The following is a 24,117-nucleotide window of genomic DNA, read 5'->3' as shown; positions in this document are numbered from 1 at the left end:
CGGGCCCGACGAGGGAGGACGACATGACGACACCGACGGCGGTCTCGTGCCGGCTCGACATCGGTGGCATGACCTGCGCCTCGTGCGTGGGCCGGGTGGAGAAGGCGCTGATCCGCCTCGACGGTGTCGAGGCGGCGGCGGTGAACCTGGCGACCGAGGTCGCGACCGTCACCTACGACCCGGCCCGCGTCGGCACGCAGGACCTGGCCGAGGCGGTCCGGGCGGCCGGGTACACCGCGGCGCCACCCGCGGCGCGGCAGCCGGCCCGTCAGCCGGCCCGTCAGCCGGCGCGGCGCACCGAGGAGCCGGTCGACGACCGGGACCGGGAGCTGGCCGGGCTGCGGCGGCGCTGGCAGGTCGCGCTGCCGGTGGGCCTGGCGATGATGGTGCTGATGTACGTGCCGCTGCCCATCGACACGATGGACTGGCTGATGCCGCTGCTGCTGGTCGTCGCGTCCGTCGTGCAGGTCTGGGCCGGCGGGCCGCTGTTCGCCGCGGCGTGGGCCGCCGCGAGGCACCGCGCGGTCACCATGAACACCCTGGTGGCGCTGGGCACCACGGTCGCGTACGGCTACAGCGCGTTCGTCACCCTGTGGCCGGCGACCGCGGAGCGGGCCGGCCTGCCGCTGCACGTGTACTTCGAGATCTCCGTGGTGGTGCTCGCGCTGGTGCTGATGGGCCGGTGGATGGAGGCGCGGGCGATGCGCCGGGCGGGCGCGGCGATCCGGGCGTTGATGGACCTGCAGCCGCCGACCGCCCGGGTGGTCCGCGGCGGGGCCGACACGGAGGTGCCGCTCGCCGAGGTCGTGGTCGGTGACCTCGTGCGGGTCCGCCCCGGCGAGAAGGTGCCGGTCGACGGCGTCGTGACCGAGGGCGCGTCCACGGTCGACGAGAGCGTGGTCACGGGGGAGAGCCTGCCGGTCGACAAGACCGCGGGGGACCGGGTGATCGGCGCCAGCATGAACGGCACCGGGTCGCTGCTGATGCGGGCGACCGCGGTCGGCGCGGACACCACCCTCGCGCAGATCGTCCAGCTGGTGGAGCGGGCGCAGGGCGCCAAGGCGCCGATGCAGCGGCTGGTCGACCGGGTGTCGGCCTGGTTCGTCCCCGCGGTCATCGCGACGGCGCTGCTCACGTTCGCCGGTTGGGCGGTGTTCGGCCCGGACGGCGAGGCGCTCACGCTGGGCCTGGGCACGGCGATCGCGGTGCTGATCATCGCCTGCCCGTGCGCGCTGGGCCTGGCGACCCCGACCGCCACCATGGTGGGCACCGGCAAGGCGGCCGAGCTGGGCATCCTGCTCTCCGGCGGGGAGGCGCTGGAGCAGGCCCGGCGGCTGACGACGGTGGTGCTGGACAAGACCGGCACGATCACCCGCGGCCGTCCGGCCGTCACCCGGATCCGCACCGTCGGCGCGCTCACGGCCGACGAGCTGCTCGCCCTCGCCGCGTCGGCCGAGACGGGGTCCGAACATCCGCTGGGCGAGGCCATCGTCGCGTACGCGCGGCAGCGGGGCGGCACCGTCCCCGCGGCACGGTCGTTCACCGCGTTGCCGGGCCACGGCGTCGAGGCACGCGTCGGGGACCGGGCCGTCCTGATCGGCAACGCCGCGCTGATGCACCGCGACGGGATCGCGGTCGCGGCGCTGACCGCCGAGGCGGACCGGATCGCCGCCGAGGGCGGCACCCCGATGTACGTGGCGGTCGACGGCGACCTGGCCGGGCTGATCGCCGTCGCCGACACGGTCAAGCCGGAGTCCCGGGAGGCGGTCGCCCAGCTCCGGGCGCACGGCCTCGACGTGTGGATGCTCACCGGGGACAACCCGCTGACCGCCGCGGCGGTCGCCCGCGAGGTCGGCATCGAGCACGTCATCGCGGACGTGCGGCCCGAGGACAAGGCCGCGCACATCGCTCGGCTGCAGGACCGGGGCTCCGTGGTGGCGATGGTCGGCGACGGTATCAACGACGCGCCGGCGCTGGCCCGGGCCGACCTGGGTATCGCGATCGGCACCGGCACCGACGTGGCGATCGCGGCGAGCGACATCACCCTGGTCGGCGGCGACCTGCGCGGCATCGTGTCGGCGATCACGCTGTCCCGGCGCACGGTCACCACGATCAAGCAGGGCCTGGTGTGGGCGTTCGCCTACAACGTGCTGCTCATCCCGATCGCCGCGGGTCTGCTGTACCCGGTCACCGGGACCCTGCTCGACCCGTCGCTGGCGGCCGCCGCGATGGCGATGAGCTCGGTCAGCGTCATCACGAACGCGGCCCGGCTGCGCGGCTTCGACGCCGCCCGCACCGGCCTGTGGACCAGGCTCGGCGACTACGCCTACCTGGCCGGGATCGCCGTGCTCGCGGTGAGCCTGGGCGCCGGGCTGACCGTGCTGAGCCGCACCGAGGCAGCCGGCCGTGGCATGAACGGCGTGCTCGCCTGGGCGCAGAGCACCGGCATGCCGATGCGGCCCGCGATGAGCGTCATGATGACCACCGACACCCCGCCGCGGCCGGTGGCCGAGGACGACGTCCGGGTGCTGGTGGACGTGCCGGCCGGCACGCTGCCGGGCAGGCCCACCACCGCGCGGATCCGGATCACCGACGCCGTGACCGGCAGGCCGGTCACCGACGTCGGGCGCAGCCACGAGGCGTGGATGCACTTCATCGTCACCCGCGACGACCTGGGCACGTTCCTGCACATCCACCCGGAGCCGACCGGGGCACCCGGCGAGTTCCGGACCGAGCTGACGTTCCCCACCGCGGGCCGCTACCTGATCCACACCGAGTTCCGCCGCCGCGGGGCGATGGCCGACCTGATCGACCGGCACGAGGTGGTGGTGGACGGCCCCCGGCCGGAGCCGGCCGGACCGGCCGGGGCGTCGCCGCGCACCCAGGTCGTCGGCGGGCTGCGGGTCACCCTGGACGGCGACGCGAAGCTGGGCGGGAACACGTTCACGTACAGGTTCGCCGACGCCGCGACCGACGCCCCGGTGACCGGGCTGCGCCCCTTCCTGGCCGCGGCCGGCCACGTGGTGGTGATGCCGCTGGACGGCTCCGGCTTCGCCCACGAGCACGCCGAGGCCACCGATGAACGGGGCAGGCCGGTGTTCGCGCTGCCGTCGGCGCGGTTCGGCCCGGACCTGACGGTGCACGCGGACCTGCCCCGGCCGGGCCTCTACCGGATGTGGGGACAGTTCCGGGACGCCTCGGGCACGGTCCGGACGACCACGTTCACGGTCGAGGTCGAGCCTTAGGCCCGGCAGAGGCGAGGCCCTCCGGGATCCCGGAGGGCCTCGCGCGGTCGCCGCGGGCTCAGTCCGCCGGCATCAGGATGGTGCTCAGCAGCCGCCGGGTGCGGCCTTCCGGCGGCAGCTCCGCCCGCCGGGCGGCCGCCTCGCGCTGCTCGGCGATCAGCTCGGTGAGCTCCTCGTCGGTCAGGTGCAGCGCCAGCTGCCGGTAACCGACCAGGTCGCGGCCCAGGTCGACGTCGCCGCGGGCGAGGTAGCGGTCGAAATCGGCGAGCAGCCCGGCGGTGAAGGCGGCGAACGCTGCGCGGTGCTGCTCGACGGTCAGCTGCGTGGCCGCCTCGGGGCCGACGATCATGGCCTCGCTGTGCAGCCGGTAGGTGCGCTCGGCGGCGCCGCGCACCCGGCGCTCCTCGACCACCTCCAGCACGCCGGCCTCGGCCAGGGTGGCCACCTGCCGGTAGAGGGTCGCGGTCGCCACGTCGGGGAGCAGCTCGCGCAGCCGCAGCGTGGTGAGGTCACGCCCGCCGAGAAAGGCCTGCACGATCCGCAGCCGGACCGGATGCAGCAGCAGCTCCGCCGTCGTCATCGTCATCACGCCTCCCCGACCGTTCTCAAACTTGACATCGTTCGCATCGCTGAGAATAGTACAGGGCATGAGCGTCGTGTCCATGACCGAAGCCGCACTCACCATCGAGCTCACCGCCGCCGAGAAGGTCGCCGGACTCCGCGGCGACGTGACCATCCCGCTGACCGCGATCACCGCCGTCGAGGTCGTGCCGGACGCCCTCGCCGCCGGGCGCGGGCTGCGCGCCCCGGGCCTGGCGGTGCCCGGCCTGCGGAAGATCGGCACGTGGCGCACGTGGGACGGCGCCGAGTTCGTCGTCGCCGGCCGTGGCCAGGCCGGGGTGCGGCTCACGCTGACCGGCCACCGGCTCGCCTCGGTGCTGCTCGGCGACGACGACGCCGAGTCCCTGGCCGAGCGGATCCGGGCCGCCCGATGACCACCCCCGTGCGCGAGGTCGAGCTGCGCCTCCCCGGTGCGGACCGGGACCTCGCGGGCGCGCTGATCCTGCCCGGCGGTGCCGGGCCGTTCCCCGCGGCGGTGCTGGTCAGCGGATCAGGGCCGGTCGACCGCGACTCGAACGCCCCGAGGCTGGCGATCGACTCCACCCGGCAGCTGGCGCACGCCCTGGCCCGGGCCGGCATCGCGACGCTGCGCTACGACAAGCGCGGCGTGGGCGGGAGCCGGCTGCTGCGCGACGGCACCGTCGAGGGCAAGGACGGCTGGATGCGGGCCGGGCTGTTCGACAACGCCGACGACCTGGTCGCCGCGTTCACCGCACTCGCGGAGCGCCCCGACACCGACGCCGGCCGGCTGTTCCTCGTCGGGCACAGCGAGGGCGCGACCCTGGTGACCATCGCCGCCGCCCGGATGTCAGACGCGCCGGCCGGACCGCGCCCGGCCGCGGTGGTGCTGCTGGCCGGCGCCGCCCGGCCCGGCGACGCCGTGCTGCGCTGGCAGGCGGGCATGCTCGCCCCCACGCTGCCGGCGCCGGTCCGGGGCCTGCTCAAACTGCTGCGCACCGACCTGGTCCGCCAGGTCAGCCGCAACCACGACAAAATCCGCGCCACCGGCACCGACATCGCGCGCATCGGCGGCGCGAAGATCAACGCGAAATGGTTCCGCGAGTACCTCGACCACGACCCGCGCGACGACCTGGCCCGGCTGCGGATGCCCGTCCTCGCCGTCACCGGCACCAAGGACCTGCAGGTCGACCCTGCGGACCTGGCCGCGATCGCCGAGCTCGTGCCCGGCCCGGTGCAGACCTGGGCAGCACCGGACGTCACCCACCTGCTGCGCACCCAGCCCGGCGCGCCGTCGCTGCGCGCCTACAAGGAAGAGGTCCGCCGTCCGGTCGACCCCGCCGTCCTCGACCGCGTCACCGGCTGGCTGGCCGACCAGGGCGTGGCCGCGGACACTCATTGACCGCCGGGGCGGGGAGACAGGTGGGCGCGCTCACCCTGGGGGCCGAACATCGTGAGCAGCTCCGCGGGGTGGGGGCCGGCGCTGCCGATCCAGTGCGGGGTGCGGGTGTCGAACTCGGCGGCCTCGCCCGGGCCGAGCCGCAGGTCCTGCGTGCCGAGCACGAGCCGGACGTGGCCGTTGAGGACGTAGAACCACTCGTGCCCGTCGTGGGTCTGGAGCTTCACGGTGCGGGAGCGGCTCGCCGGTGGATAGATCACCTTGTACGTCTGGACGCCACCGGGGCGGTTGGTCAGGGGGATCACCGTCATGCCCGAGCGGCGGACGGGGCGCAGGTGGATGCGGGGGTCACCGGTGGGCGGCGCGGCGACCAGGTCGTCGAGCGGGACACCGTGGGCGCGGGCGAGGGGCAGCAGTTGCTCGAGGGTGGGGCGGAGCTTGCCGGTCTCCAGCCGGGACAGGGTGCTCGCGGTCAGGCCGGTCTCGGCGGCCAGGCCGGCGAGGGTGGCGTTGCGGGAGCGGCGCAGCGCGCGCAGGCGCGGCCCGACCCCGGCGAGCACGTCGTCCTCGGCACCACCCATGCCACCAGCATGCGGATCCGCAACAAGACTTGCAACCAGGCAACGGGCGCCGCGACGCTGGACGGCATGAGCGAGGCCGAACACTTCTGGGACGAGCACTACCGCACGCACAGCGCGCCCGGGCAGCGGGCCAACCCGCTGCTCGTCGAGACCGCCGGGGAGCGCACCCCCGGCACCGCGCTGGACCTCGGCTGCGGGGCCGGCGGTGACACGTTCTGGCTCGCGCGGCACGGCTGGCGGGTCACCGCCGTCGACGTCTCCGGCACCGCCGTCGAGCGGATCCGGGCCCGCGCCGGCGACCTCGACGTGACCGCCGAGCGGCACGACCTGGCGACCAGCTTCCCGAGCGGGACGTTCGACCTGATCTCCGCGCAGTACCTGCAGACCCCGCTCCCGCTGGACCGCGCCCGGGTGCTGCGGACCGCGGCGGCGGCGCTGCGCCCCGGCGGGCTGCTGCTGGTCGTCGACCACGGCTCGATCGCGCCCTGGTCGTGGAAACAGGACCCGGCCACGCGGTTCCCCACACCGGACGAGGTCGCCGCCGACCTGGCGCTCGACCCGGCACGATGGGTCAAGCGCCGGGCCGACATGCCGCAGCGCGTGGCGACCGGCCCCGGCGGGCAGACCGCCACCGTCACCGACAACGTCCTGCTGATCGAACGGACCGGGTAGCTACAAGACGCGCCGGTACATCGCGAAGTCGCCTTCGGGCGTCACTCGAGGTTGTCCCGCGACATCGGCGGGCCGATCCGCAGGTCGCGGAACGTCGCCTCGAGGCCGGCGCCCTCCGGCGAGCAGCACATGACGCCGACGTCCACCGTCTCGGGCAGGTCGAGGTGGCCGAGGCGCAGCAGCTGCCACGGCCCGTCGCCGGCGCGGCAGTGGACGGTCAGCGCGCTGCCGAAGCGGCTCACCCGCACGGCGGTCTCGGCCGCGGTGCCGGCGACCGGCGCCATCGACACGTCGGAGCACCCGCGGGTGAACACGGTGCCGACGTGCAGGGCGCCCGACGTGAGCTCCACACCGGTCTTCAACCAGGTGCGCTCGTCGGCGCGGACCATCATGCCGGCCTGGTCGAAGCGGGTCGTGTGCCGCGCGGACACCCGCACCTCGGCTGTGAAGTCGCCGGACACCGGCCGGTGGAAGAAGTGCCCGTTGTCGGTGGTCCAGCCGTAGAACGTCTCCCGCCAGAAGTCGGTGCGCGGGCCGGTGACGGCGCGCAGGACACCGTCCTCGACCGACCAGCTCGGCGGCTCGTGCAGCCAGGTCATGGTGTCCAGCACAGTGACGATCTTAACCGTCCTCCTGCCGCGGGCGGGGCCCGTGAGCCGACGGCGAGGAGTCATCCCTTGAGGTGGTCGCCGGGGCGCCGGGAACGGGGACGATTCAGGGCATGGGGAAGATCCTGTTCGTGATGACCGGGGCGAGCTACTGGACGCTCAGGGACGGCACCAGGCACCCGACCGGCTACTGGGCCGAGGAGTTCACGGCGCCGTACGCCGCGCTCACCGGCGCCGGGCACGAGATCGTCGTGGCGACGCCCGGCGGGGTCGTGCCGCACGTGGACGTGATGAGCCTGCGGCCGGCGATGGCCGGCGGCGAGCAGGTCGCCCTGGAGCAGGAGGGCGTGATCCGCGGCGCAGGGGAGCTGCGGCGGCCGGTCGCGCTCGCCACCGCCCGCCTCGAGGACTACGACGCGGTGTACTACCCCGGCGGGCACGGGCCGATGGAGGACCTGTGGCAGGACGCCGACTCGGGACGGCTGCTGACCGCCGCCCTCGCCGCCGGCATGCCCCTCGCCGTGGTCTGCCACGCGCCGGTCGCCCTGCTCGCCACCCGGCGCGACGGGGTGTCGCCGTTCGCCGGGTACCGCGTCACGGCGTACACCAACGACGAGGAGGAAGCCGTCGGGCTGGCGAGCCGGGCGAGGTGGCTGGCCGAGGACGAGCTCGTCGCCATGGGCGTCGAGTTCAGCCGGGGCGAGGTCTGGAAGCCGTACACGGTCGTCGACCGCAACCTGTACACCGGCCAGAACCCCGCCTCGGCGGGACCGCTCGCGCGGCAGCTGCTCAGCGGCCTTTCCTGAGCGGGACGGACGCCGGCGGCGCCGCGGCGGCCGCTCAGCGGGCCGTCCTGAACCGGACGAACGCCGACAGCGCCGCCGCCGCGAGGGTCGCCGCCGCCACGCCGCTGGTGAGGCCGATCGCCGGGGCGGCGACCAGCGCCGGCAGCAGCCGCACCGCGACCGCCCCGCCGAGCGCCCGGGTCGAGGCGCTCCACGCGAGGACCGTCGTCACCGTGCCCGGGGCGGCGTCGCGGGCGATGCGGGCGTCCATGCCGCCCTCGAACGCCGTCATCGACAGCCCCGACAGGAACTGCGCGAAGAACAGCCCGAGCAGGTGCGCCGGGGCGAGCAGCCAGCCGGCGAGCATGCCGACGCCCCACAGCGGCCAGGTGACCTGGATCGGCAGCCGGAGCCGGTCGACGAGCGAGACCGCCGACGACGACAACAGGCAGCCGGCGCTGAACGCGATCGCCGCGCCCGCCACCGCCGTGTGACCGTGCAGCTCGCTGGCGAGGGCCACGGACAGCAGGGTGGGCCCGGCCGCGAGGAGTGTGACGAACCCGCCACCGGTGAGGACCGGCCACGGCAGCCGGGGGCGGCGCCGCCGGACCCGGGTCCTGGCCGGGCCAGGTCCGGCGTCGGCGCCGTCGTCGACGCCCGCCGAGTCGCGGACGCGCGCTCTGCGTGCGGTGAGGATCGTGGGGACGAGGCTCAGCCCGTACACGAGAAACACCGCCAGCTGGAAATGCCCCCGCAGCGGCAGCAGCGCCGCGACGCCGGCCCCCGCGGCCTCGACGGCGGCGATCGACAGCGCGTAGCGGGTCATCGCCTGCGGCCGGGCGTCGACGGCGGCGACCTCGGCCCGCATCGCGGCGAACCCGGCGTAGGCGGCGATGTGCATGACGACGATGCCCGCCGCGACGAGCTTGCCGTCCCAGCCGGCGAGCAGCGCGGCGAGCGTCGCCACCCGCAGCACGCCCTCGGTCCCGCCGGCGAGCAGCAGCAGCGTGCGCCCGTGCAGGTGCCGGGCGAGCCGGCCGGTGACGGGCGCGGACAGCACGACGCCGATGAGCATGGCGGCGTTGAACAGCCCGGCGAGGGCGAGCCCGCCGCGGTCCACGGCGACGAGGTTGAAGACGGTCCAGCCCAGCGACAGGCCGAACGAGTCGACGAGCCCGGACACCATCAGCTCGCGCAGCCGCCCGGCGCGCCGGCGCCCGCCGGGGGTCACACTGCGATGGCGGGACGGGCGCGTGGGCCGGTGCGTCCGCGGGGGCGCAACGGCCGTGGCCATCAGCTGCCGCCCACCCGGGCACCGGGCAGGTGCACCGGCACCCGGGACGGGGCGACGCCGCCGACGAAGACGGGCTCCGGCGGTGGGAAGCCGTTGAAGTTGGAGGCGTAGCTCAGCGTGTACGCCCCGGCGGAGCCGATGTAGAGCTGGTCGCCGACGTCGATCGTGGACGGCAGGTTGACGCCGTAGAACATCGTGTCGGAGCTGTCGCAGGACGGGCCGGTGACGGTGAACGGCAGGTGCGGCACGAGCGCGTGGTCGGTGCGCGACGTCCACAGCGGGAACCGCCACTGCTGCACCGTCTGCTGCGTCTCCATCATGCCGTGGTAGGCGCCGATGTCGAGGTACAGCCAGTTCTCCCCGGCCCGGACCTCGCGGCCGAGCACCGAGGACACCATGACGGAGCTCTCCGCGACCAGGTGCCGGCCGGGCTCCGCGGCGAGGACCGGCGGCCGGTACGGCAGCAGCTCGTCGAGGGCCGGCACGATCGCGTCGGCGATCTGGGTCAGCGACGGCACCCGCTCGACGTAGCGGGCCGGGAAGCCGCCGCCGAGGTCGAGCATCTCCAGGTGGACGCCGTCGGTGGCGAGGGCCGCCATCAGCCGGCCGGCGGCCGCGATCGCCTGCCGCCACGCGCTGGTGGTCGCGCACTGCGAGCCGACGTGGAACGTGACGCCGTACGGCCGCAGGCCCAGCTCCCGCGCGAGCAGCAGCAGCGCCCGGGCCTCGTGCGCCTCCGCGCCGAACTTCCGCGACAGCGGGAAGCTGCTGGTTGAGTCGTCGACGCGCAGCCGGATGTAGACGGCGGCGCCGGGCGCGAGCTGGGCGAGCTTGTGCAGCTCACCCTCGGAGTCGAAGCTGAAGCGCCACAGGCCGGCCTTGCGGGCCTCGACGATCGCGGCGGGCGGCTTGATCGGGTTGCTGTACAGGACCTCGGCGGGGTCGACGCCGATCTCCTGCAGCATCCGCAGCTCACCGATGGAGGCGACCTCGAAGCCGGCGCCGAGCGAGGCGAGCGTGCCGAGGATGTCGGTGCTGGGGTTGCACTTCATCGCGTAGAACGTGGACACGCCCGGGATCGCGGCGGCGAACGCGGTGTACCGGTCCGCGACGGTGTCCAGGTCGACTGCCAGGAACGGCGTGGGCACGTCGAGACCCGCCAGGGCCCGCGGCCCGAGGGCGGCCGGCCAGTGGCCGGGCAGGTCCAGACGCGCCTGGTCGGTGATGGCAGCCGTCATCAATGAGCTCCTTCTCGTGATGCCTGGTGATCGCACGTCGGGGCGCGGCGGCTCGCGCCTCGCCCCACGGTGAGATCGGCACGCGCCGGCGGTTCCTGGACATGAGTGGCGTTGCTGGACGGGGGCGAACCCCACGCGGCCGCACCGGTGCGGCAACCGGGACCTCAGGCGGCGAGAGCGGCCGGGTCGCGCAGCAGGGCGCCGGCCTCGTCCGCCGGGAGCGGGCGGGAGAAGTAGTAGCCCTGGGCGAGGTCGCAGCCCATCCGGCGCAGCGCGAGGAACTGCGCGTACTGCTCGATGCCCTCGGCGACCGTCGCCATCCCCAGGCTCTGCCCGAGCTGCACGATCGTGCGGGCGAGGGCCGCGTCGGGGGTGGCGCCGCCGATGCGCTCGACGAAGGAGCGGTCGATCTTCAGCGTGTCGACGGGGAAGCGGCGCAGGTATGCCAGGGACGAGTAGCCGGTGCCGAAGTCGTCGATGGCGAGCCTGACACCGATCGCCTTGAGGCTGAGCAGGACCGCGAGGTTCTCCTCGGTGTCGGTCATCAGGACGCTCTCGGTCATCTCCAGGCACAGCCGCTCCGGCGGCAGCCCCGTGTCGGCGAGGACGCCGGCGACGATCGCGGGCAGGTCGGTCTGGTCGAACTGGCGGCCGGAGACGTTGACGGCCATCGTCAACACCCGGTCCGGGTCGCCGGCGCCCCACTCGACGCCCTGGCGGCACGCCTCTGCCAGGACCCACTGGCCGAGGGGGCGGATGAGGCCGGTCGACTCGGCGAGCGGGATGAAGTCGGCGGGGGAGATCATGCCCCGGACGGGGTGGTTCCAGCGCACGAGCGCCTCGAAGCCGGTGACGGTGCCGGAGCGCAGCTCGATCGTCGGCTGGTAGTACAGGACGAGCTCGCCGGTGCCTTCAGCGCCTCCAGTACCTCCAGTGCCTCCAGCGCCTCCCGTGCCTCCCGTGCCCTCCAAGGCGCGGCGCAGGTCGGCGGCGAGCTGCAGCCGGTCGACGAGCCCGGAGTGCATCGCCGGGTCGTAGCGGGCGAAGGTGCCCTCGCCGGCGGCCTTCGCGCGGTACATGGCGAGGTCGGCGTTGCGCATGAGCTGGTCGGCGTCGGCGGCGTCGGGGCCGGTGAGGGCGATGCCGATCGAGCCCCGCACGTGGATTTCCGTATTGTCGATATCGAATTGCAGGTCGAGGGCGTCGATGATGCGGGTGGCGAGGTCGTCGGCGTCATCCGCGTTGTCCACCACGTCGATGAGGACCGCGAACTCGTCGCCGCCGAAGCGGGCGACGGTGTCGCCGGGCCGGACCGCGGCGGCGAGCCGGTCGGCGACCTGCACGAGCAGCTGGTCGCCGGCGGCGTGGCCGAGGCTGTCGTTGACCTCCTTGAACCCGTCGAGGTCCAGGAAGAGCACGGCGATGTCGGCGTCGCCGCGGCGGCGCAGCGCGAGCTCGACCCGGTCCTTGAACAGGGCCCGGTTCGCGAGCTTCGTGAGGCCGTCGTGGAACGCCTCGTGGACGAGCTGGTCCTCGAGCTCCTTGCGTTCGGAGATGTCGCGGGAGTTGAGCACGAGACCCTGCACGTTGGCGTCGGCGAGCAGGTTGGTGATGGTGACCTCGGCGAGGCGGAAGTGCCCGTCGGCGTGCCGCATCGGGATCTCCACGACCCGGCTGGCGTACGGGGTGTCGGCGACCGCGCCGAACGCCTCCTCGAGGCGGGCGCGGGCCTCGTCGGGCAGGAAACCGGTGAGCCGCTGCCCGGCGACGTGCTCCCGGTCGTAGCCGAAGACACGGGTGATCGACTCGGACTGGTAGGTGATGGTGCCGTCGACGGCGACGACGGTGACGACGTCGGAGCTGTGCTGCACGAGCGCCTGGAAGCGCTGCTCGCTGGCGCGCAGCTCGGCGGTGCGGGCCTCGACCCGGTCCTCCAGGTCGCGGGTCAGGTTGCGGTTCTCCAGCAGGGTGAGCAGCTGGCGGCCGACGATGAGCAGGATGATCGCGGACCGTGACCAGGACACGACCGGGTCGTGCGCGCCGTGCCTGAGCACCTCGAACGTGCTGGTGCACAGGGCGCCGAGGACCGCGATGTAGGGCAGCATGACGCCGAGCGGGCGGGTCAGCGCGTCGGAGTCACCGGCCGCGTGCTCGAGGTCCGGTTTGCGGGACGCGACGAGGATCAGCACGAACCCGACGAACCAGCCGAGGTCGAGCACGGCGCCGGAGCCGTAGTTGTCGATGAGCGTCAGGTACGCGTAGCCGCTGTCGGACACCGTGAACGCGGCCAGCCCGGTCCCGACCAGCGGCAGCGACATGGGCCGGTGCCCGCCGGCACGCAGCCGGGCGAGCATGAACAGCACCACGGTGAGCACGACGACGTCGCCGCCCGGGTACCAGAGGGTGACCAGCAGCGCGAGGAAGCTGTCGGCGCCCTGCCGGGCGAGCGGGCCCAGGATCAGGATCCAGGTGATGAGCAGCAGCGACGCGGCGATCATGAGCCCGTCGAGGATGCTGCGGGCCTGCTGGGCGACGCTCTGCCGGCTCATCGGCAGCACGAGCAGCCCGGCCGCGGTGAACGGCATCATCCAGAAGTAGCCGGCGTCCGCGAGGGACGGGAACGGCACCTCGGTGCCCTGGATCGTCTCGTACCAGATGCAGAACATCTGCCCGACGCCCCAGGAGAACGCGCCGAGCCCGGTCAGCGCCCACGACCAGCGCACCCGGCGCGCGACTGGGCGCTGGGCCTCGCCCAGCGCCTTCGTCAGGCACCCCCACGCGGCGGCGAGCGCGGCGGCGAAGAGCGCGACGTTGGACGTGTTCTGGGCGACGATGGGCCCGCCGGCGCCGGTGACGAGCGCGACGAACAGCAGGGCGGTGACGGCGGCGGCGGTCCCGCACAGGATCGCGTACCCACGCGTCGGGACGACGTGCCGCAGCCTGCCCAGCAATGTCGCCTCCCGTCGCGGTTCCAGTCCAGCGCCGGAAAGATCGGGTGACGGGCAGGAGAGCTGAGGCGTCGCGGGGCCCGGCAACCGCACCGCACCCGGAATTACGGAATTGCTGGTTACGCGAAATCGAGGGGGTCGGCGAAGAGCGGCTCGAACGCGAGCTCGGCGGCGCCGAGCAGGGCGGCGTCCTCGCCGAGCACCGGGGTCCGCAGCCGGACGTGCTCGCGGCAGGCGGGCAGCGCGTTGCGGTTGAGGCGGCTGCGCACCTGTGCGGCGGATGCGAGGTACACCTCCCGCAGCGTGCCTCCGAAGATCACCATCTCCGGGTTGAAGATGTTGACGAGGTTCGCCACGCCGAAGCCGAGCCAGTCGCCGACCTGCCGGACCGCCGCCTGCGCCGAGGCGTCGCCCCGCCCGGCCGCGTCGACGACGGCGAGGATGCCGTCGCGCCCGGACGACGGGTTGCGGCCGGCGGCGGCGAGCAGCGCGTGCTCGCCGATCTCGGTCTCCCAGCAGCCGTGGGAGCCGCAGCTGCACGGCTTGCCGGCGGGGTTGACGACCATGTGCCCGACCTCGCCGCCGTAGCCGCCGTGGCCGGTGACGGGGCGCCCGGCGGCGATGATGCCGCCGCCGACGCCGGCGTCGCCGTAGAGGTAGACGACGTTGTCGCAGCCGACGGCGGCTCCGCGGGCGTGCTCGGCGAGCGCGGCGAGGTCGGCGTTGTTGCGCACCTGCACCAGTGCCCGGGTCGGCGCCGGCTCGGGACCGTCCGGCTCGCCGAGGTCCTCGTCGGTGTCGTCGGCGGCGTCGGTCCCGCCGGGTCGCCCGGGCCGCGCGGATTGCGCGGACCGGGTCAGCGCGCCGGACGGGTCGACCAGGTCGTGGGCCTGCGGCGTGCGCTGCGCGGGCACGATGCCCGCCGGGGCGGTGCGCACGCCGGTGGCGGGGAACAGGTCGACGCCGGTGCTGATGATGACGTCGGCGAGGGCCTCGCCGAGCGGCTGGTCGACCCAGCCGAGCTCGGGGCCGAGCCGGACGAACCCGTCCTCGCGGCGCACCATGGCGGAGACCGCCGCGGCGCTGCCGACGAGCCTCGCCCCCGGCGGGGCGGCCTTCTGCATCTGCCGGACGAAGTCGGCGATCGGCGCGACGACCTGGGCGGCGCTGCGGTCGCCGCGTTGCCGGACGGCGGCGTGCCGGTCGAGCACGACCCCGCCGAGCCCGACGCGGGCGGCGACGATCCGGTCGACCTCGACGGCGAACGCGAACACGTACACGTGCTCCGACTCGGGCCGCACGACCAGGGAGGGCCGGCCGGCGCGGCCGCGCTGCTCGCGGGGGACGCCCTCGCTGACGAGCCCGGCCGCCGCGAGGTCGGCGGTGAGCGCGCCGATCGTGCTGCGGTTGAGTCCCAGGCTCGTGGTCAGGTCGGCGCGGGACATGGCGCCGTGGAGGTGCACGGATCGCAGGAGAGCACCGAGGTTGCTCCTGCGGATCTCCTCCTGGCTGGGGCCGACGCGCATGCTCGACTTTCTCGTTGATGGCTGCCGCTAACCGTACGGCCGTCCCGCTGGCCGGACCAGAGCCGTTCTGGCAGCTGTTCCGACCGGCGGGACGGCGCGGCTATCTCAGCCCGGCTGATGCGGCCCGGCGGCGGGACAGGGCGTCGATGCCGGCGGCGGCGAGCAGCACGACACCGGTGACGATGAACTTCTGCCCGGCGCTGTACTGCATGAGGCCCATGCCGTTCTCGATGACGGCGACGACCGCGCCGCCGAGGACGGCGTCCAGGACCCGGCCCTTGCCGCCGAAGAGGCTGGTGCCGCCGATGACGGCGGCGCCGACGGCGTAGAGCAGCACGTTGCTGCCGCCGGTGTTGGGGTCGACGGACGCCTGCCGGGACGCGGCGATGATGCCGCCGACGGCGGCCATGCCGGAGCAGATGACGAAGACGGAGATGCGGATCGCGTCGACGTTGATGCCGGCCCGGCGGGCCGCCTCCTTGTTGCCGCCGACCGCGTACAGGTGCCGGCCGTAGGCGGTGCGGCTGAGCACGAACGTCCAGATCACCAGCAGGATGCCGATGAGCAGGACGACCATCGGCACGCCCTTCTGCGAGAACAGGATGTTGCGGCCGCGTTCGAGGTTGAGCACGTAGACGCCGACGCCCATGAGCGCGGCGATCGAGCCGACGCGCAGCGCGATCACCGACATCGGCTCGACGGCGAGCCCGCGGCGGGCGCGGCTGGTGCGCTTCCACAGCTGCAGCGCGGTCAGGGCGACGATCGTCACGCCGTACAGGATCCAGCCCTGCAACGGGGTGAACCGGCCGTCAAAGTTGATCATCTTGATGGTCGGGTCGTCGACCGAGATGATCGTGCCGCCCTTGATGAGCAGCAGCACCGCGCCCTGGAAGGCGAGGAACGCGGCCAGGGTCACCACGAACGACGGGATGCCGATCTTCGACACCAGCAGGCCGATGACGAGGCCGATGGCGACCCCGGTCACGACGGCGCCGAGGATCGCCACGTACCAGGGGAACCCGTGCGTGGTGAGCAGGGTCGCCAGGACCGCGGCGCAGACGCCGCTGGCGTACCCCGCGGACAGGTCGATCTCGCCGAGCAGCAGCACGAACACCAGGCCCATGGCGATGACCGTGACGGCGGCACCCTGGGAGAGCAGGTTGGCGAAGTTCGCGGCGCTGAAGAACACGGGCCGGGCGACCGAGAAGATGATCGTGAGCGCGATCAGGCCGAGGATGGCCGGCAGCGCGCCCATGTCGCCGCCGCGGACCTTCGCCAGGTACGTGCGCACGTAGAGGCCGAGGGTCGCCGGCTGGCCGTCGGTCGACTTCTCCTCCGGCGGCACGGTGGACACGGTCATGCCGTCGCTCCGTTCTTGCGCAGGCCGAGGTCGCCGCTGCGACCGGCGGTGATGAGCTCCACGACCTGGGAGTGGGTCACGTCGGTCGCGCTCACCTGGGCACACATCTGGCCGAGGTACAGGGCGGCGATGCGGTCGGCGACCGCGAACACGTCGTTCATGTTGTGCGAGATGAGCACGACGGCGAGGCCGTTGTCGGCGAGGCGCCGCACCAGCTCGAGGACCTGGGCGGTCTGCGCGACGCCGAGCGCGGCGGTCGGCTCGTCGAGCACGACGAGGCGGTTGTTCCACAGCACGGCCTTGGCGATCGCGACCGTCTGCCGCTGGCCGCCGGACAGGCTCGACACGTGCTGGCGGACCGACTTGACGGTGCGCACCGACAGCCCCGCGAGGGTCTCCGCGGCGCGCTGCTCCATCGTGATGTCGTCCAGGACGATGCCGCTCTTGATCTCGCGGCCGAGGAACATGTTCTGGACGATGTCGAGGTTGTCGCAGAGCGCGAGGTCCTGGTAGACGATCTCGACCCCGAGCGCGGCGGCGTCGCGCGGCCCGTGGACGCTGACCGGCTTGCCGTCGAACAGGTACTCGCCCGAGTCGATCGAGTAGATCCCGCCGAGGCACTTGACCAGGGTGGACTTTCCGGCGCCGTTGTCGCCGACGAGGGCGGTGACCTGGCCCGCGTACGCGGAGAAGTCCACGTCACGCAGGACCTGGACCGGTCCGAAGCTCTTGTTGAGCCCACGGACCTCCAGCAGAGGTGTGTCGGTCACGATGCTCCTTCTTGCATGTCCGACGACGGGTGGTGACGGCAGCGCGCAGGCCCGGTGTCCGCGCGGGGGGAACGCGGACACCGGGCCGGTCGGCTGGTGTTACTTGATGCCCGCCGTGGCGCACTTGGCGGCGAAGTCGCCGGTGCACAGCTCGGCGACCGTGACATAGCCGTCGTCGACGACGTCCTTCACGTTGTCCTTCGTGATCGACTTCGGGGTCAGCAGGACGGCGTCGACCTCACGCTTGCCCTCGGGGTCGGTCACCTTCTGCGAGGTGGCGCCCTTCTCACCCTTGGCCAGGCCGATGGCGAGCTTGGCGGCGGCGTCGGCCTCCTGCTTGACGGCCTTGTAGACGGTCATGCACTGGTCACCGTTGAGGATGTTCTGCAGGCCCTGGACGGTCGCGTCCTGGCCGGTCACCGGGACCTTGCCGTTGAGCTTCTGCTTCTTGAGGATGTTGATCGCGGCGTTGCCGAGGCCGTCGTTGGCGGCCAGGACGCCCGCGATGTTCGGCGTCGAGGTCAGCATCTGCTCGAAGACCGTGCCGGCGGTGGTGTTGTCCCACTCCGCGACCCACTGGTCCGGGCCCTTCACGTACTCGGCGCTGTCGTACTTGGCCTTGAGCACGCCGTCGTAGCCCTGCTTGAACAGGGTCGCGTTGTTGTCGGTCTGGGAGCCGTTGAGCTCGGCGATGACCGGCTTGGTGGCCTTCGCGTCGGTGAGGCACTTGACGAGGCCCTCACCCTGCAGCTTGCCGACCGCGACGTTGTCGAAGCTGACGTAGTACGCCGCCGAGCCGCCCAGCGTGAGCCGGTCGTAGTCGATGGTGGCGACGCCGGCGGCCTTGGCCTTGTCCAGCACGGCCTTGCCGGTGCCGGAGTCCAGGTTGACGATCATGAGGACGTTGACGCCGCCCGTGATCATCTGCTCGGCGATGGTCTGGAACGCGGCCTTGTCGTTCTGCGCGTTCTGGATGTCGTAGTCGACGCCGGCGGTCTTGAACGCCGCCTCGAGGTATTTGCGGTCCGCGGTCTCCCAGCGGGCCGAGGACTTGCTGTCAGGCAGGATCACGCCGATCTTCGGCTTCTTGGCGTTGCCGCCGCTGCCGGGATCGGCGGCCTTGTCGTCGCCGCAGGCGGTGAGACCGCCGGTGGCGAGGACGCCGACCGCCAACAGGGAGAGGATCCCTCTGCGCATTGCACGGGTCCTTTCGGATATGCGCCTCAGGGCGCTGGGGGGTTTCGGGGGCGGGGGGCACCGTCGGGGTGTCTTCGGGACGACGGTGATTGTTGTGTCCGGCAACGTATTCCTCCGCGACCGGTGGGCACAAGTCCACCGCGATTTCGAAAATGTTGTTGGCGGTAACAATTGCGCAACGCCGACGCAACCGCTCCCGCCGGCATGATCATCGCCGGATTCGGTTGCCAACTGGTTGCGTAGAACGTGAAACCTGAGCGTTGTTTCCGCTTCGCTCCATTCGCCGTGGCTATCCTCGAGATCATGATCACTCCGCCGTTCGCGCCGGAGATCCTTGCCGAGTTCCCGGAGCTGACCGCGCTCGGCCGGACCGCGACCCGACTGCACCCGCGCCGTGCCACCTCCGGCGTGCCCGGTGCCGGTTCCGGTGCCGGTTCTGGTGCCGGTTTTTGGGGGCCGGGCGCCGCTTCCCGCGCGGCAGGTGCCCCCTTCGGCGTGGCCGACGCCGGCGCGCCGCACGCCGCCCGGGTGCCCGATGCCGCCGTCCACCCGCCCAGGGCGGGGGACAGCCACGTCGGCGGCCCCCTGGCGTGGCCGGCCGACGAGCCGTGGCCGCTGTGCACGCACGAGCTGCGCGACGGCCGCCCGCACGCCAGGCCGAACCCGCTGATCCCGCTCGCCCAACTGTGGGCGTCGGACGTCCCCGACCTGCCCCGCACCGACCCGCACGGCGACACCTTCGACGTCCTGCAGGTCCTGTGGTGCCCGGTCGAGCACCTGCGCGACACCGCCGGCCCCGCAGTGCAGATCCGCCGCCGGCGCGCCGCCGACCTGCCCACCGACCTGCTGACCGACCCGCCACAGGGCGACGTCCAGCACGCCGGCTGGCTGCCGACGCCGTGCCTGCTGCACCCGGAGCAGGTCACCGACTACCCGTGCGCCGACGCGCTGCCGCCGGCCCTCCGCGACCGCATGCCGCCGGGTGTCGCGGCCGGGTTCGTCGCGCCCGGCTGGAAGGTCGGCGGCTACCCGCGCCGCCCCGGCGGGTTCCCGTGCCCGCACTGCGGCACGCCCAGCGAACTGCTCCTGGTCATCTCCGATCACGAGTACGACGACGAGTCGTTCCACTGGATCCCCCTCGAGGAGCAGGACCTGGACTGGTCCGCCCCCGACGGCGACGCGCACCAGCGCCCGACGGGCCTGCGCCTCACCACCGACGTGCACCTGTTCACCTGCCCCGGCTGCGGCGCCACCCACGTGAGCTGACCGGTTCAGTACCGCGACAGCTGGCCGGTCGGCGACAGCACGATCCGCGGGTTCGCCGCCGGGTTCAGCCACCGCAGCAGCGCCACCAGGTCACCGGTGGGCAGCGCGACGCAGCCGAGCGTCGGGTTGCCGTTGGTGACGTGCAGGAAGATGCCGGACCCGCGGCCCGGCGTCGCCGGCATGTTGTAGCGGATCACCGCGAAGTGGTTGTACTGCGGGCTGATCTGCCACAGCGGCTCGCTCGGCCCGCCGGGGTTCGCCCCGTGGTGGAACGTGTTGTAGCCGGGGGAGTCGCTGTTCTCGTCCCACCAGTCGTCCTGCACCACCCGGTGGTAGGTGTACTTCACGCCGGGGTTGGCGGAGATGCCGTACATGGTCCCGTCGAAGCCGAACACGCCGGTCGGGGTCGTCTTGTCGCCCTCGTGCTTGGCGCCGCTGAACCCGTTGGCGCCGATCTTCGCGGTCATCGCCGGCAGCGCCGGCTGCCACGCCCCGCCGGTCTTCGCGTAGGCCTGCAGGCTCGCCGTGGTCGCGGACGCGCTCGCCGCCTGCACGATCACGACCTGTGTCGTGCCGGACGGCAGCGTCCTGAGCCGCGACGCGTCGTTCGCCGCGACCGCCGCCGCGGCGGTCTTCGACGGCGACGGCTTCTTCGACGCGGAGGCCGACGCGGACGGTGACGCCGGTACCGACGGTGACGCCGCCACCGGTGTCGTCTCGGCCTCCAGGGGCGGCGCCGCGGCCTCCGACGCGGACGGGCTCGACTCCGGCTGCGCGGATCGGGAGGGCTTCCCGCCGCACGCCGTGAGCACCAGCAGCAATGTGGCGAGCGTGAGCAGGGCCTGTGGGGCGCGTCGTCTGCGCTGGTCAACCGGCACGACACATAGTATCGGCCGCATGCGCAACCGTTCCCGCACCCGCCCGGTCGCCGCCGTCCTGAAGTTGACGCTGGCGTCGGCGCTGGTCCTGCCCGTGCTCGCGGGTTGCGGGGGCGGATCCGGGGGCACCGCCGCGAGCGGGTCGCCGCCGTCACGGGCCGTCGCGGCGAGCCCGTCGACCGCGTCGCCGAGCGCCGCGTCGCCGAGCGCCGCCGGTACACCGGCCTTCGTCGGCACGGTCGAGGTGCTGTCCGCCGAGGCGCGGCAGCGGATGACCGGCGTGTCGTGGCGGCCCGGCTGCCCTGTCGGCCTCGACGACCTGCGGCTGCTGCGGCTGTCCTACGTCGGCTTCGACGGCACCGCCAGGGTCGGTGAGCTGGTCGTGCACCGCGCCATCGCCGACGCGGTCGTGCGGGTCTTCGGCAGGCTCTACGCGGCGCGGTTCCCGATCCGCAGCATGCAGACGATCGAGGCGTACGGCGGCAGCGACGACGCGTCCATGGCCGCGGACAACACGTCGGCGTTCAACTGCCGCAACGTCCCGAACACCACGCACTGGTCCAACCACGCGTACGGCCGCGCGATCGACGTCAACACCGTGGAGAACCCGTACCTGCCGGGGAAGCAGATCATGCCGTCCGCCGGCAAGGACTACCTGGACCGGCGTAATGTCAGACCCGGCATGATCGTGGCCGGTGACGTGGTCGTGACCGCGTTCAAGGCGGAGGGGTTCGCCTGGGGAGGCGCCTGGAAAACCGGCGTGGATTACCAGCATTTCGAAAAACCGTAATGGGGTGCCGCGCGGGGTGAGGCCGGTGGCACGGATCCCATAGCGCCGTTCGGGGGAGCCGCGGGTGGCGGCCGATCGACATACTGGCGCAATGTCACGTACGGCGGCCTTCCGCCTCTCCATCGCTGCTGCCCTGGCCCTGGTCGTCGGTGGGGTCGCCACCGCCGCGTACGCGCTGCGCGACACCGCCTCCGAGACCCCGGACGTGACCGCGACCGGGGCGCCCGCCGAGCCGGCGTCCCCGTCACCGGCGAAACCGGCGTTCACCGGCTGGTCGGACCCCGCGATGGTCGGCAAGCCGTACGGGACGAAGGTGCAGGGCCTGCTGACGTTCCGCGGCAACCCGACCCGCACCTACTACGGGCAGGGCCCGGTGCCGCGGGAGATGCCGGTGCGCAAGTGGCAGTTCCCGAAGACCGGCGGGTTGTGTCGCATGTCGGAGGACAAGGGCAAGACGACGCAGTGGTGCGGCAACGGCTGGACCGGCCAGCCCGCCGTGTTCGAGAAGGACGGCCGGACGTGGGTGGTGTTCGGCGCGTACGACGGCGCCATCCACTTCCTGGACGCCGCCACCGGCGAGCGGATCATCCCGGACTTCCAGACCGGCGACATCATCAAGGGCACCGTCACCATGGACCCAGACGGCTTCCCGCTGCTGTACTCCGGCTCCCGCGACAACTACTACCGGGTCATCGCCCTGGACCGGGGCAAGCCGACCGAGCTGTGGAAGCTGTCGGCGAACGCGGTGAAGCCGACGATGTGGAACGACGACTGGGACGGCTCCGGCCTGATCATCGACGACTACCTGTTCGAGGGCGGCGAGAACAGCCAGTTCCACATCGTGAAGCTCAACCGCGGCTACGACGCCAACGGCAAGGTGACCGTCGACCCGAAGCTGGTGTTCAACACCCCCGGCTGGGACCAGCAGCTGCTCAAGGACTTCGGCGACACCAACGTCTCCATCGAGAACTCCGTCGCGATCTACAAGGACGTCGTGTACTTCGCGAACTCGGGCGGGCTCGTGCAGGGCTGGGACATCAGCGGCCTGAAGGCCGGCAAGACCCCGACCCGCGTGTTCCGGTTCTGGACCGGTGACGACACCGACGCCTCGATCGTCATCGACGAGGACGGTTTCCTGTACGTCGGCTCGGAGTACGAGAAGGGCAACGCCCGCTCCAAGCAGGTCGGGCAGATGCTGAAGCTCGACCCGTCGAAGCCCGACAATCCCGTCGTCTGGTCGGTCAAGGACCAGGGCAGCAAGCCCGCCGGCATCTGGGGCACACCGGCACTGTTCAAGGACATCGCCATCTTCGACACGACCGGCGGCGACGTCATGGGCCTGGACCGCGCCACCGGCGCCGTGCGGTGGAAGTTCCACGTCCCCGGCAACGAGACCTGGCAGTCCCCGGTCGTCGTCGACGACACCCTGTTCATCGGCGACTGCTCCGGCGTCATGCACGCCTACGACGTGAAGGACACCAACGCCCAGCCGACGCTGCTGTGGGAGCTGAAGATCGGCGGCTGCATCGAGTCGACCCCCGCCGTCTGGAAGGGCGCCATGTACTTCGGCACCCGGGCCGGCGCCATCCACTCCTTGTCGGTCTCCTGACCCAGTATCCTAGGATGCGTTACGCGACGTGCGCGCCGGCACAAGCTGAGGATCCTGACCACCGCGCCGGGATGCAGGCCGACTGCATCCCGGCGGAGCTGGTCGCCCGCCTGGTGGAGCTCGGTCACGCCGGAGAGGTGGAGCTGCAGGCGGGGCGCGGCGAGTGGTTCTGCGCGCTGCACCTGGCGCGGGACCACGCCGGGCGGGGCCGGCAGGAGGAGGCCCTCGCCGTCCTCGCCCCGTTCGTCGCGACGGGCCGGTGGGTCGCGGTGGAGACCGCCGCGGGGCTCCTTGAGGGCTGGGGGCGGGCCGAGGAGGCGATCGCGCTGACCCGGGCGCACGCGTCCGGCGGCGGCGTCGCGGTGGCGTTCGCCGCCCGGCTGCTCGCCCGGCACGGCCGCGGCGACGAGGCGTTCGACCTCCTGGCGCCGCACCTCGCGGACCGGACCGCCGCCGAGGCGCTCGTCGACGTCGCCGGGACGGTCGGCCGGGACGAGGAGGCGGCCGTGCTGCTGACCGCCCGCGTCGAGACGCCCGGCCGTCGGGACTGCGGCTGCCCGCGGATGGAACCCGGCAATGCGGTGGAGCTGCTCGCCGCGATCCGGGAACGGCAGGGCCGCGTCGACGACGCGGTCGCCCTGCTGCACGCCGGGGACGTCACGCCCGACCTGCTGGCCGACCTGCTCGCCCGCCACGACCGGGTCGGGGAGCTGCGGGCGTACGCGGCCTCCGAGGTCATGGGTCACGCCACGGACCGGCTCGCGGCGCTGCTGGAGGAGCGCGGCGACGTGGACGGCGCGGTCGACGTGTACCGGCGGTGGCTGGAGGGGCCGGGTTGTGACGTCCGGTTGTCGCTGGCGGAGCTGCTGCTCCGGCACGGCAGGGACGACGAGGCGCTCGAGGTGCTGCGCGCGCTCGCGGACGGCCCCGGCGGCACGGAGGACGTCGTCGTCTACGCGGTGTGCGGGTACCACACCGACCGCGGCCGCCCGGACGAGGCCCTCGCCCACCTGGACCGGCTCAAGACCCGCGCCGGCGGCGAGGACTGGCAGTACTTCGGGCTGCGGCTGCACCTGATGGCCGCGTGCGGACTGCTCGACGAGGCGGTCGACCTGGCGCGGACCGACCCTCCCGAGGGGGAGCCGTGGTTCGCGGTGATGACGGTCGCCGCCATCCTCGCCGACGCGGGCCGCACCGAGGAGGCCCTCGCCGTGCTGGAACGCGACGCGCCGGACCTCGTCCGCGACCGGGCGGGGCTGCTCATCGAACTCGGCCGGGTCAAGGAGGCCGTGGCGCTGCTGCAGGCGCCCGTGCCGCAGCCGACCTGGCAGGAGCCGGTCGACCCGGTCGACGAGCCGCCCTTCTGACCGGC

At 73.1% G+C, this 24,117-nt stretch carries 19 protein-coding genes and 2 pseudogenes; 9 read left to right on the top strand and 12 right to left on the bottom strand.

All coding sequences use genetic code 11. From position 1 onward, the window contains the following. Nucleotides 1-23: 23 nt before the first annotated feature. A pseudogene (locus tag ABD332_RS27405) lies at nucleotides 24-2,282 on the top strand (heavy metal translocating P-type ATPase); the annotation flags it as partial. 1,021 nt (nucleotides 2,283-3,303) lie between these two features. Here ABD332_RS27405 and ABD332_RS27400 read toward each other — a convergent pair. Continuing rightward, the gene (locus ABD332_RS27400; RefSeq protein WP_344505022.1) at nucleotides 3,304-3,831 is read right to left on the bottom strand and encodes a helix-turn-helix domain-containing protein; all 528 of its coding nucleotides are present in this window, start codon (nucleotides 3,829-3,831) and stop codon (nucleotides 3,304-3,306) included. A gap of 61 nt (nucleotides 3,832-3,892) precedes the next feature. Here ABD332_RS27400 and ABD332_RS27395 point away from each other — a divergent pair, with 61 nt between their 5' ends. Further along, the gene (locus ABD332_RS27395; protein ID WP_344505021.1) at nucleotides 3,893-4,240 is read left to right on the top strand and encodes a hypothetical protein; all 348 of its coding nucleotides are present in this window, start codon (nucleotides 3,893-3,895) and stop codon (nucleotides 4,238-4,240) included. Then, complete coding sequence (locus ABD332_RS27390) at nucleotides 4,237-5,226, top strand: alpha/beta hydrolase family protein (protein ID WP_344505020.1); 990 nt, start codon at nucleotides 4,237-4,239, stop codon at nucleotides 5,224-5,226. The genes ABD332_RS27395 and ABD332_RS27390 overlap by 4 nt, the downstream gene beginning before the upstream one ends. On the opposite strand, the gene ABD332_RS27385 is transcribed toward ABD332_RS27390, so the two are convergent. Beyond that, the gene (locus ABD332_RS27385; RefSeq protein ID WP_344505019.1) at nucleotides 5,220-5,804 is read right to left on the bottom strand and encodes a helix-turn-helix domain-containing protein; all 585 of its coding nucleotides are present in this window, start codon (nucleotides 5,802-5,804) and stop codon (nucleotides 5,220-5,222) included. The genes ABD332_RS27390 and ABD332_RS27385 overlap by 7 nt on opposite strands. Before the next feature lie 66 nt (nucleotides 5,805-5,870). Here ABD332_RS27385 and ABD332_RS27380 point away from each other — a divergent pair, with 66 nt between their 5' ends. Beyond that, nucleotides 5,871-6,476, top strand: a complete 606-nt coding sequence (locus ABD332_RS27380; protein ID WP_344505018.1) for a class I SAM-dependent methyltransferase — start codon at nucleotides 5,871-5,873, stop codon at nucleotides 6,474-6,476. Between the two features lie 41 nt (nucleotides 6,477-6,517). Here ABD332_RS27380 and ABD332_RS27375 read toward each other — a convergent pair whose 3' ends face one another. Further along, on the bottom strand, nucleotides 6,518-7,087 hold the full coding sequence (locus tag ABD332_RS27375) for a DUF1349 domain-containing protein (protein WP_344505017.1): 570 nt from the start codon (nucleotides 7,085-7,087) through the stop codon (nucleotides 6,518-6,520). Nucleotides 7,088-7,197: 110 nt separating this feature from the next. Here ABD332_RS27375 and ABD332_RS27370 point away from each other — a divergent pair, with 110 nt between their 5' ends. Further along, complete coding sequence (locus ABD332_RS27370; RefSeq protein WP_344505016.1) at nucleotides 7,198-7,890, top strand: type 1 glutamine amidotransferase domain-containing protein; 693 nt, start codon at nucleotides 7,198-7,200, stop codon at nucleotides 7,888-7,890. 34 nt (nucleotides 7,891-7,924) lie between these two features. On the opposite strand, the gene ABD332_RS27365 is transcribed toward ABD332_RS27370, so the two are convergent. The 8 genes and pseudogenes from ABD332_RS27365 to ABD332_RS27335 form a co-directional block, all read right to left on the bottom strand. Next, the gene (locus ABD332_RS27365) at nucleotides 7,925-9,100 is read right to left on the bottom strand and encodes an MFS transporter (RefSeq protein ID WP_344505015.1); all 1,176 of its coding nucleotides are present in this window, start codon (nucleotides 9,098-9,100) and stop codon (nucleotides 7,925-7,927) included. Nucleotides 9,101-9,162: 62 nt separating this feature from the next. After that, nucleotides 9,163-10,401, bottom strand: a complete 1,239-nt coding sequence (locus tag ABD332_RS27360) for a type III PLP-dependent enzyme (RefSeq protein ID WP_344505013.1) — start codon at nucleotides 10,399-10,401, stop codon at nucleotides 9,163-9,165. A 164-nt stretch (nucleotides 10,402-10,565) separates the two neighbouring features. Beyond that, complete coding sequence (locus tag ABD332_RS27355; protein WP_344505012.1) at nucleotides 10,566-13,352, bottom strand: putative bifunctional diguanylate cyclase/phosphodiesterase; 2,787 nt, start codon at nucleotides 13,350-13,352, stop codon at nucleotides 10,566-10,568. A 116-nt stretch (nucleotides 13,353-13,468) separates the two neighbouring features. After that, on the bottom strand, nucleotides 13,469-14,413 hold the full coding sequence (locus ABD332_RS27350) for an ROK family protein (RefSeq protein ID WP_425552300.1): 945 nt from the start codon (nucleotides 14,411-14,413) through the stop codon (nucleotides 13,469-13,471). Between the two features lie 267 nt (nucleotides 14,414-14,680). Further along, nucleotides 14,681-14,875 (bottom strand): annotated as a pseudogene (locus ABD332_RS60110) (sugar kinase); the annotation flags it as partial. A 100-nt stretch (nucleotides 14,876-14,975) separates the two neighbouring features. Beyond that, on the bottom strand, nucleotides 14,976-16,235 hold the full coding sequence (locus ABD332_RS27345) for a sugar ABC transporter permease (protein WP_344505010.1): 1,260 nt from the start codon (nucleotides 16,233-16,235) through the stop codon (nucleotides 14,976-14,978). Continuing rightward, nucleotides 16,232-17,005 carry an ATP-binding cassette domain-containing protein gene (locus ABD332_RS27340; protein ID WP_344505009.1) on the bottom strand — a complete coding sequence of 258 codons (774 nt, stop codon included), beginning with the start codon at nucleotides 17,003-17,005 and terminating at the stop codon, nucleotides 16,232-16,234. Before ABD332_RS27340 ends, ABD332_RS27345 begins: the two co-directional genes overlap by 4 nt. Before the next feature lie 99 nt (nucleotides 17,006-17,104). Continuing rightward, nucleotides 17,105-18,202: a sugar ABC transporter substrate-binding protein gene (locus ABD332_RS27335; protein WP_344505008.1), complete on the bottom strand. Its 1,098-nt coding sequence runs from the start codon at nucleotides 18,200-18,202 to the stop codon at nucleotides 17,105-17,107. A 303-nt stretch (nucleotides 18,203-18,505) separates the two neighbouring features. Here ABD332_RS27335 and ABD332_RS27330 point away from each other — a divergent pair, with 303 nt between their 5' ends. Then, entirely contained in the window at nucleotides 18,506-19,468 is a 963-nt protein-coding gene (locus tag ABD332_RS27330) for a hypothetical protein (protein ID WP_344505007.1), read from the top strand. 5 nt (nucleotides 19,469-19,473) lie between these two features. Here ABD332_RS27330 and ABD332_RS27325 read toward each other — a convergent pair whose 3' ends face one another. Then, nucleotides 19,474-20,346: a L,D-transpeptidase family protein gene (locus ABD332_RS27325; protein WP_344505006.1), complete on the bottom strand. Its 873-nt coding sequence runs from the start codon at nucleotides 20,344-20,346 to the stop codon at nucleotides 19,474-19,476. Nucleotides 20,347-20,365: 19 nt separating this feature from the next. Here ABD332_RS27325 and ABD332_RS27320 point away from each other — a divergent pair, with 19 nt between their 5' ends. From ABD332_RS27320 to ABD332_RS27310, 3 genes are all read left to right on the top strand, one after another. Next, nucleotides 20,366-21,136 carry a M15 family metallopeptidase gene (locus ABD332_RS27320; RefSeq protein ID WP_344505005.1) on the top strand — a complete coding sequence of 257 codons (771 nt, stop codon included), beginning with the start codon at nucleotides 20,366-20,368 and terminating at the stop codon, nucleotides 21,134-21,136. Between the two features lie 91 nt (nucleotides 21,137-21,227). Then, nucleotides 21,228-22,745, top strand: coding sequence for an outer membrane protein assembly factor BamB family protein (locus tag ABD332_RS27315; protein ID WP_344505004.1), 1,518 nt, complete (start codon nucleotides 21,228-21,230; stop codon nucleotides 22,743-22,745). 14 nt (nucleotides 22,746-22,759) lie between these two features. Continuing rightward, nucleotides 22,760-24,112, top strand: a complete 1,353-nt coding sequence (locus tag ABD332_RS27310; RefSeq protein WP_344505003.1) for a tetratricopeptide repeat protein — start codon at nucleotides 22,760-22,762, stop codon at nucleotides 24,110-24,112. The last annotated feature ends 5 nt before the right edge of the window (nucleotides 24,113-24,117 follow it).

It is taken from the genome of Dactylosporangium maewongense, from assembly GCF_039531485.1.
Taxonomy (GTDB): Bacteria; Actinomycetota; Actinomycetes; order Mycobacteriales; family Micromonosporaceae; genus Dactylosporangium; species Dactylosporangium maewongense.
Note: the sequence above shows the minus strand (reverse complement) of the source record. Positions and strands in the feature narration are given on the sequence as shown.